Annotated in this window: 9 protein-coding genes; 3 read left to right on the plus strand and 6 right to left on the minus strand. The window is 67.7% G+C overall.

Going from position 1 to position 9,101, the window contains the following annotated elements; all coding sequences use genetic code 11:
- Nucleotides 1–14 precede the first annotated feature (14 nt).
- Nucleotides 15–1,169, plus strand: coding sequence for an ATP-binding protein (locus tag NTY77_07875; protein ID MCX5795394.1), 1,155 nt, complete (start codon nt 15–17; stop codon nt 1,167–1,169).
- Here NTY77_07875 and NTY77_07880 read toward each other — a convergent pair.
- Nucleotides 1,121–2,440, minus strand: coding sequence for a hypothetical protein (locus NTY77_07880; GenBank protein ID MCX5795395.1), 1,320 nt, complete (start codon nt 2,438–2,440; stop codon nt 1,121–1,123). The genes NTY77_07875 and NTY77_07880 overlap by 49 nt on opposite strands.
- Nucleotides 2,441–2,572: 132 nt before the next feature.
- Between NTY77_07880 and NTY77_07885 the strand changes: the two genes are divergently transcribed.
- Both NTY77_07885 and NTY77_07890 read left to right on the plus strand, forming a co-directional pair.
- Complete coding sequence (locus tag NTY77_07885; protein ID MCX5795396.1) at nt 2,573–3,868, plus strand: hypothetical protein; 1,296 nt, start codon at nt 2,573–2,575, stop codon at nt 3,866–3,868.
- A 24-nt stretch (nt 3,869–3,892) separates the two neighbouring features.
- Complete coding sequence (locus NTY77_07890) at nt 3,893–4,306, plus strand: zf-TFIIB domain-containing protein (protein ID MCX5795397.1); 414 nt, start codon at nt 3,893–3,895, stop codon at nt 4,304–4,306.
- Here NTY77_07890 and NTY77_07895 read toward each other — a convergent pair.
- The 5 genes from NTY77_07895 to NTY77_07915 form a co-directional block, all read right to left on the minus strand.
- Nucleotides 4,303–6,525: a hypothetical protein gene (locus NTY77_07895; GenBank protein MCX5795398.1), complete on the minus strand. Its 2,223-nt coding sequence runs from the start codon at nt 6,523–6,525 to the stop codon at nt 4,303–4,305. The genes NTY77_07890 and NTY77_07895 overlap by 4 nt on opposite strands.
- Nucleotides 6,522–7,334, minus strand: a complete 813-nt coding sequence (locus NTY77_07900; GenBank protein ID MCX5795399.1) for a hypothetical protein — start codon at nt 7,332–7,334, stop codon at nt 6,522–6,524. The genes NTY77_07895 and NTY77_07900 overlap by 4 nt, the downstream gene beginning before the upstream one ends.
- A 19-nt stretch (nt 7,335–7,353) precedes the next feature.
- On the minus strand, nt 7,354–7,950 hold the full coding sequence (lexA, locus tag NTY77_07905) for a transcriptional repressor LexA (GenBank protein MCX5795400.1): 597 nt from the start codon (nt 7,948–7,950) through the stop codon (nt 7,354–7,356).
- 194 nt (nt 7,951–8,144) lie between these two features.
- Complete coding sequence (locus tag NTY77_07910) at nt 8,145–8,765, minus strand: flavodoxin family protein (GenBank protein MCX5795401.1); 621 nt, start codon at nt 8,763–8,765, stop codon at nt 8,145–8,147.
- A gap of 35 nt (nt 8,766–8,800) precedes the next feature.
- A partial coding sequence (locus NTY77_07915) for a hypothetical protein (GenBank protein MCX5795402.1) occupies nt 8,801–9,101 on the minus strand: 301 nt, incomplete at its 5' end.

The raw sequence follows: 9,101 nt of genomic DNA on the forward strand, positions 1-9,101 counted from the left end.
TCATTTACACCTTGATGAGCGATTCCAAGGAAGCGCCGCCCGGGCCCATCCTGGTCGTCGACGACGACGTGGAAGGCTTGGACTACGCCCGGGGGATACTGGAGAAGGGCGGCTACACGGTGGTCGCGGCCCCGAGCGTCCAGGCCGCCCGCGAGGAGATCGGCCGTCATGATTTCGCCGTGGTGGTCTCGGACCTGCGCCTGGCCGAGGGCTCGGGCCTGGACGTCATCTCCTGCGCGCGCGAGCGCTCCCCCCTCAGCGTGGGCCTCATCATCACCGCCTATGGCGCCCTGGAGTCCGCCCTGCAGGCCCTGAGGGAAGGGACCTTCGACTACGTGCTCAAGCCTTTCACCGGCGAGGTCCTGCTGTCCGCGGTGCGCCGCGCCCTGGAGCATCACCGGGTCAAAGCCGCGCTGGCCCGGCAGACCGCGCGGCTCGATGAGCTGCAGGCGCGCCTGGACCGCCACCTGCGGCTGCTCGAGAACATCTCGCACGAGTTCAAGAACCCCCTCTCCGTGGTCTACGGCTACGCCACGCACTTGCTGAACCAGGCGCCCGACCCCAGCCGCGTCAAGGATGTCCGCGAAGGACTCTCGACCATCCGCAAAGGAGCCCAGCGCCTGACCGCGCTGCTCGGAGATCTCCTGGACACCGTGCAGCTCACCAACCGGAAGATGGAGCTGGACCTCGAGACCCTGAGCGCCTGGTCCTTGATCCAGGAGGCGGTGCTGGAGCACAGCCTGGCGGCCCAGGAGCGCGGGCTCTCTCTGGAGTGCGAAGGCCCGCCGGACTCGGGCATGACCGTGCGCGCGGACCTGCGCCGGGTCCAGCAGGTGCTGGCCAACCTCATCTACAACGCCCTCAAGTTCACCCGCTCGGGCGGCCAGGTCCGGGTCTCCATCGCGCCGGCGGAGGGCTTCGTGCGCTTCTGCGTGCGCGACACGGGCCTGGGCATCTCGCCGCAGGATTTGGCGCTCATCTTCGAGCGGTTCTATCAGGCGGGCAAGCCGGCCGACCAGCAGCCGGGGCTGGGCCTGGGGCTGGAGATCTCCCGCGGACTGGTGGAGCTGCACGGCGGCCGCATCTGGGCCGAGAGCGTGCTGGACCGCGGCTCTTCCTTCTACTTCACCTTGCCGGCGTGCGGCGCCGACGGGTCCCGCAGGGCGTAGCCCAGGCGCAGGCGCCCCGTCTCGACGAGCAGGCTGCGGACCTCGATGTACCGGGCCAGCGCCGGGAGGACGGCCGTCTCCTTGAGCCGCAGCTCGACCGCGCCGGGGCCGGCCTGGCGCGCCGAAACGTAGCGCGCCAGCTCCGCGTCCTCGGCCAGCGCCTTGGCCACGCGGTCCGCGATCAGGCGCTGGACGCCGGGATGGCTCTGGATGAAGGCGGGCACGTTGGGCAGAGCGGTCTGCGGCCCCGCGCCCAGCCAGAGCGATTCCAGACTCGCGATCTCGATGCGCACGGTGTTGGCGGCGACCACCGAGGGCCTGACCACGGCCACGAAGACGGCGTGCAGCTGCCGGCCGGCGAACGGGAAGGGCAGGCTCAGGCCCGTGTTCACCAGACCCGAGACCTCCACGTCCCCCGGCCTGGGCACCCCCAGGAACGCTCCGCTGGGGCGGCCGTAAAGGCGCTGGAAGCTGATCCGGTCATCCGAGACCGCCTGAAGGAGCCTGTTGAGCAATCCCTCCCCGAGGACGAACTCGTATTCGCCAGCGCCGCCTGCCGGGACGGGGCGCGCGATGTTCAAGGAGAGGACCAGCGACTCCCCCGCCAGTTCCAGGCGGTCGAAGCTGACCTCGGGCGCGGCGGGCAGGATGGCGCCGGGCGAGAAGTCCAGGTCGAGCTCCCGGCGCGCCGCGTCATGGGATATCCGGACCAGCTCTCCCGGTCCGGCCTGCGCTTCCAGGCCCTCGGCGATCCCCAGGAACAGCCGCTCGTCGGAGAGCCAGCCGGCCGTGTTGGCCGCTCCCACGAGGCTGTGCTCGTCGAAGAGCACTTGGCGGACCCGTAATCCGATCCGGTTGCGGCCCGCGCAGAAAGGCCGCAGATAGAGAGTGGGGCGTCCCAGCTCGGTGCGGCCGGAGGGCAGGCTGAGCCTGGGCAGGATGATGTTCGAGACCACGAGCTCGCCGCCTTCGGCCCGGAGCACCGGCCGGCGGCTGTCCGCCAGAGCCAGCAACGGATGCGCCGCCACCGCGTCCTTGACGAACCTGTCCAGCAGGCTCACGGGCACGGGCAAGGAGAATCGGAGCTCCGGCGAGGGCTCCGGGGCCGGACGCGCGGAGGCCTTGAAGCCGCCGCGCGGGAGCTGCGACTGCAGCGCGGTCCGGATATCGGCCAGACCCGAGGCGAAGGAGCCTTCGCCGGGCCAGGCTGCGGCTGAGGCGGCGCTCAGGCCGGCCAAAGCGGCGGCCGCGAGCGCGGACAGCATCCTCATGAGACTATGATATTCATACGGCCGGCCGGGGTCACAGGGCCAAAGGGGCCGCTCCCCGCGGGCTTTCCGACCCATCCCATTTACCCGGAAGGCCCTGGACCCAAGGCCGAGCGGTTGCTATCCTATGGGCACATGAGGAGATTGCTCAAGACCTCCCCTATCCTGGCCCTATTGCTGGCCCTGCAGGCCGCGGCGCAGACCGTCGGCCCCAAGGGCGCGGTCGTCGACCGCTTCGAGCTCGCCCCGGTCTCCGGGGCGTCGGGCTCTCAGCTGGGCTCTTTGCCGTCCATCTCGCCGAGCCTGTCTCCCGCCACGCTCAGCAGCTCTCTGACCCCCTTATCCGCCCCGCTGCCGCAGGCGCCGGTCTCCTTGGTCGTTCCGATCTCTCTGCCCGCCCCAGCCGGATTGCCCGTCAGCGCGGTCCCCCCGTCCGCCGTCCAACTCGGCGAGGCCCAGTCCACGGGCGAGACCAGCTTGGAGGCCGTCCGCGGCCAGCCGAACCACCTGGGCCGCAGGATAGACGAGGCGCGCCGGCTCTGGGCCGCGCCGCAGGACAGGACGACCGACGTCGCCGTCGATGCCTACAGTCCGGCGGTCGCGCGGGTCGGCCTGAACATCGAATCCCAGCTCGCGGCCATGGCCGCCGTCCCCGGCAACGAGAACGACCCGCTCTTCGCCACCATCTCCCGCAACGCCCAGGGATTCCTCAGGACCATCGATCAGCACATCAAGAGCGGCGCCATAGACCCGAGCTCGCAGGTCCGGACCTCGGCCTCGGACTCGGCCAAGCCCGTGGTCGGCCGCCAGTTGCGCGTGGGCATCTACCCGGTGGCGGGCGATCCCCTGCACTGGGCGCATCTGCTCATCGGCCTGCAGGCCATCGCCCAGCTCAAGCTCGACAAGGTGATCTTCATCCTGCAAGGCGACGACGTCCGCAAGCCCGACCTGACCAGGACCGAGATCCGCCATCCCATGGGCCAGGCCGTGCTAGAAGCCTTCAAGCCGTTCTTCGAGTATTCGAGCATCGCGGTGGGAACGGGCTATGACGGAGAGACCAACATCTTCCGCATGCTCGCGCTGAACCCGCAGCAGAAGATGGACGCCTTTTACATGGTGGGCGACGATCACTACAAGCTGAAGAACGCAAAGGGCGGCGACGACACCATCCCGAAGCTGGAGCAGAACCGCCTCAAGCCCGAGCTGGGCTTCGACGCGAAGACGCACGAGGTCAGCGCAGCTTTCATCGAGCGCGAAGGGCACAGCGAAGCGGTGCCCACGGAGCTGGACGTGCAGTTCCTCCCGCAGATCGAGTTCGAGGCGTCCTCGACCGCGGTGCGCAAGCACGGGCGCTACGCTTTGATGCCGTATTCCGCCTACGACTACGTCAGGCGCCACAAGCTGGGGCTCTACGGCATCCCCGCCGACTAGACGGCTCGCTCATGAGGAGGGATCATGGACTGCCCTAAGTGCCTGCAGACCAAGCTGGAGAGCGTGAGCGTGCCGTTCCGGGACCGCAGCATACCGGGGCCGGACGACACCATGGGCAAGATCGAGCTGGACCTGTGCGCCTCCTGCGGCGGGGTCTGGTTCGACAAGGACGAGCTCGACCGCTACCTGGACTCGGCCGCCAAGCCCTTGCCGGCCATGGCCAGGACGGTGGACCCGGCGCAGGACTCCAAAAGCGGGCTCTGCCCGCGCTGCGGCGTAGCCATGATGAAGAAGCCGGCGCCGGGCAACCCGAGGATCACCGTGGATACCTGCGCCCTGTGCGGCGGGCTCTGGCTGGACGCGGGCGAACTGGAGCAGGCGGCCGGCAAGGGCCTGCCTTTCGCGGAGCGGCTCAAAGCCGCCTTCGGCGGCGCCTAAGGGAAGAGTTCTCCCTGGCGCGGCGGCCGCGTCGCGGCCGGCTCGGGGGCGAGCCCCGCTAATATCTCCTCCGCGGCCCGGTCCAGGAGCTCCAGATATTTCCCGACATCGTACTCCAGCGGCCCGTCCATCAGCGCCACCGGCTTGGTCCGCCAATCCTTGACCTTGTCCTTGGCCGCCGTCATCACGTAGCGCACCGCCTCACCCGGATGCAGTTCTATTCCCGCCGCCGCCATCTGCTTGGCCGCCAAGGCCGGAAGGGTGTCGTGGACATACTCGGACGGCGCCTTGGACAGGTTGAAGGTGATGGCCAGCTCGTCCGCCGTCACCTGCCCATCTCTTATCCGCGAGCGATACCCCTCCACCGATTCCTGCAGGCGCGGCATCAACGCCCGGCACCCGGCCAGGTCCGGAGCCGCGGCCAACAGCGCCAGCAGGTCGCCCTGCATCGCCTTGATGAGCTTCGGCGTATCATGCCTGCGGCAAGCGATGCCCCGGATCTTCAGCTCCCCGTCCTGAAACGCCCCGAAATACCGGTTCGGCACCCCGGAGCGCGCATCCTGCTTCGACGGACAAAAACGGATCCACTTATAAACCCCATCCAAGGACAGCGGACAGTCCGCCTCCTTCTCGACGAGCAAACGAAGCTCTTCCAGATCCGTGCCCGGCGGGAACTGCACCCACAGACAGTCAACCAGAGCGTGCAGCATGCGCAGACCACGACCCTCCAGCACTTCCTTGGCCCGAAGCAGGACCTCCCGGCCCCAGGCGTTGACGCATTCGTGCGACTCGATCTTGCCGAAGCGCGCGTTCTTAAAGCCAAGGTAGCCGAAACAGCACACCAGACACCACTTATGCGCCGCTGCGCGAGCCTTGTAGACCGCCGCCCCCGGCCCCCCCGCCTTGGCCAAGACCTTGTAGCGCGCCCGCTTCTCCAAGATCGGCGCCAGCACCGCAGGCACCAGCCCCTGGCGCTTGCGGCAAAGATGGTGACCGATCTCAGGCACGATGTTATCCGTACAGCAGGAGCAGTTCACAGTCTCAGGGCTGATGTTGTGCGACACCATCATCTGCGGATACATCGAGGTGAAATCGTACTCAGCCACCCTCTCGTACCAGGCCGGCTCAGGCTCATAGACCAGACCCCCCTTGTCCGCCACCAGGAAATCGTCGGCCGAGCGGAAATCCTCGGCCTGGGCCTTGTCCATCGGGATGAGGACTCCCTTCTTCACCGCCCAGGCCATCTGCATCGAGGACAACGACGTGCCGATGGTGCAGCGCGCCGCGCGCTGGACCGGGATCTTGGCGATGCGGGCGATCTCGAAGAGGCCTTCCAAGCCCGTCTCGCGCAGCATGAAGCTGTTCTTATAGTCGAGGTGCCACCGGCCGAACAGATAGCGCGCTCCGCCCTGATAGATCGTCCTGCCGTAGGTGTAGAAGCTCCGTTCAGGACGGCCCGCCATGCCGCGGGAGGAGTCGCGGGACAGCGGCAGTTCCAGGCCCAGGTCCCGGGCTTGGGCGTCGAGCTGGGGTAAAAGGAAGCTGTCGCCCCAGTCCGTGGTGAGCACGTCCGGGTCGTACTGCTCGATGCGGCGGCGCAAAGACTCGAGCTGCTCTGAGAGCCCCCCCTCCAACTCGTAAGAGAGGCCTTCGACCTTGATGACCAGAGTGCCCCTGGGCTTGTGGTTCGGGTCCACCAAGCCCGCGCCCTCGGCAGCGGCCAGCGCCAGGTGCATGATGCGCAGAGGCGGCAGCTCATAGTCCACGGCCCATGGATCATCGCGCAGTTCCCAGGAGCGCAGTCTGCTGCCTTCCACCTCGAAGGCGCAGCGCGCCAATGGGAAGTGCCCGCGCTCGTAGTGATAAGCCTGGACCAGGTGGATGTCCGCGCTGAAAAGCGTCGCGCCCTGCTCGCGCAGCTGAGCCGCGAGCTTGGCGGATGCCGGAGGCGGCACGCGCACCTGCAGGACGCTCAGAGACTCGCCGGAGAAAAGCTCGAGGCGCTCCACCGGCCGGACATCCACCGGGAAAGGACGGCCGCGCAAGAAGGCCAAGGCCCCGCGCACGACCTCCGCGCTTCCCGACAGATAGAGCGCGGGCTGCCAGACGTCCAAAAAATCATGGGCGCGGCCCTCGACGTCGATGACCCAGACCCGCATGCCCTCGGACTCGGGGTAGGCGTCGAAGAGCCACCCCTCAAGTCTTCTCCTTCTGTTCATGGTCCAGGATCTGCCTCTGCAGGGCCACCAGCATGGCCATGAAGGCCGCTTCCATGGGCAGGGGCCGGCTGGCCATGGAGGCGGCCGCGGCCTGGCGGCGCGCGGCCCGCCACAGAGCGTCGAAGGCCTCCTGGTCCTCCTTGCGCAAAGCGCGGCGGAAGAGCTTCCACGCCGCTTCCTCCGACTGCAAGGTCATCACGATCGTCGGCAATGTGCGTCCCATGTTCCATCACCTCTTCTTTCTCTATCGCGCGCAGGCGCGGAGCCTGCCCGTCTTCTTCGAGCCAAGCCAGGCGCTTGGACTGCCGGACCAAGGCCTGCAGCACGTCCTGGCGGCCCTCGGGCCGCTTGCGCATGACCGCGAGCACCAGCCACACGGCCGGAAGCCGGCGCAGGCCTTCGAGCAGGCCGGCCAGCGCCTTGGGGACCTCCGCGTCGGGCAGGTCCTCATCGTAGAAAGGGCCCAAAGGGTCGCAGAGCACCACCGGCTCCCCCTTCCAGAGCGCCGGGAGCTTGGTCTTGACCATGGTCTGCAGTTGGAAGACGTTGAAGGGACGGGCCAGGCTGATCCTGGACAGGATGCGGCGAGGTTCGAGGCCCAGGGCCTGGGCCGTGCGGCTGAGGCCGTGCGCGTCGAAGCTGTTGCCCGCGTCTATCCAGAAGACGCGCGCTCCCTGCGCCAGGGCCGGGACCAGGCTGCGCAGGAACCATGAGGGCAGAAGGCGGCCGCCCAGAGCCGTGTAGATCCCGGCCTGCAAAGGCTGGGAAGAGAGCATGGGCTCCAGGGACTGCGGCAGAGCGGCTGGCACGGGAGCCTCCACGCCACGTCTATCTATTATTGTAGCGCCGGACCAGTCCTATGACGAGTCCGATGACCTGGAAGGCCCTGGTGATGGGCGGATAGCGGGGGTTGGCGGACTCGAGCTGATAGCCTCTGCCGGTCTTCCTGAGGCGCTTGACCACGCCTTCCTCCTCCACCAGCGCCACAACGACGTCGCCGTCCACGGCCGTGGGCTGACGGCGCACCTGGACGAGGTCCCCCTCCAGGATGCCGTCGCCCTCCATGGAGTCGCCCTTGACGCGCAGGAGGAAGTCCGTGCCGAGCGCGAAGTCCCGGAACCCGTAGTGGGCCTCGATGTGGTCCATGGCCAGCACGCCGGTCCCGGCGCTGACCCGGCCGAGGATGGGGATCTGCAGGCCGGGCACGGCTCCGGTGAGCGAAAAGCCCCGGGCCAGCCCCGCCTGCCTCTTGATGCAGCCTTTGGCCTCCAGGGCCTGGAGCTGGTCCTGGACCGTGCCCACGGACACGCCGAAACGGCGGCCGATCTCGCGCAGGGTCGGGTAGAATCCATGGTCCTGGAAGCAGTCGACGACGAAGTCCAGGATGCGCTTCTGTTTGGGGGTGGGCTCGTGGGTCATGGTCATGGCCATAGTATACACTACATTTGTAGTGTGTCAAGACCCACAAAAAAAACCATGAAAGGACGGGGCCGACGATACCTTAACGAACATGCAGTTATCCACAAACTTGCCCCGGGGCAAGTTGTCAGGTGAACACTCTGTACGTACAGAGTCTATGGATAAGTCCCCTGCCGAGGTGCCCTAATGAAACGGAAAGGCTATTCGCGCAGGGACACGGGCTGGGCCCGGGGATGGTCCTTCTCATGCCGGCGCATGGCCTCGCCCAGCCAGGCGATGGTCTGGCCGAGGTCCTGCATGTTGCGCGCGGCCTCGTCGTCCTTGGCCACGTCGCCTTTCTCCAGGCCGAAGCCGAGGTTCCAGTAGGTCGAGCCGGGGATGACGGCGCCGGACATGAGGAACATGTGGTTGATGGTGTCGAAGGCGTGCGTCCCCCCTCCCCGCCGGACGGCGACTACGGCCGCGCCGATCTTGCCGCGCCAGAGGCCGCCGCTGGCCAGGCCCACGAGGCCGGCGCGGTCGAGCAGGGCTTTGACTTCGGCGCTGACGTCGGTGAAGTAGGTGGGCGAGCCGATGATGATCGCGTCGGCCTTGGTCATGCTCGCGATGACCTGGTTGACTGCGTCCTTGGTCTGGACGCAGCGGCCGTCCTTGGTCTCGAAACACTTGTAGCAGGCCAGGCAGCCGTGGATGGCCTGCCCGCCGATCTGGAGGAGCTCGACGTCCCAGCCCGCGGCCTTGATGGGTTCTAGAGCTTTCTTGAGCAGGATCTCCGTGTTGCCGCCTTGGCGCGGGCTTCCGTTGATGGCGATGGCTTTCATGGCTCTCCTGCCTTCCTGGGGTCGAGATGCCCGGCTCAGCGCAGCTTCTCCCGCGACTTCTCCGTGAGCTCCTGCCAGAGCCGCCGCTCCAGCGCCGCGGAGTTCTCCAGGCTCTCGTGGATCTGCGCCACCAGGCCCTTGAACTTCTCGGAGTCGAGCTTGGCCGCGTCGCCCTTGGCCGCGGCCATATAGGCCGCAAGCGACTGGACCGCGCCGCTGAGGCTCTCGGCGCCCTCGCTGAACTCCAAGGCCGCGTTATAGACGCTGCGCTCGCGGATGTCGGCCGCGTTGGGCTTGTGGAGCAGGAGCCAGGGCTGCCAGCGCACCTCGCGGGTC

Source organism: Elusimicrobiota bacterium (genome assembly GCA_026388095.1).
Lineage (GTDB): Bacteria > Elusimicrobiota > Elusimicrobia > UBA1565 > UBA9628 > UBA9628.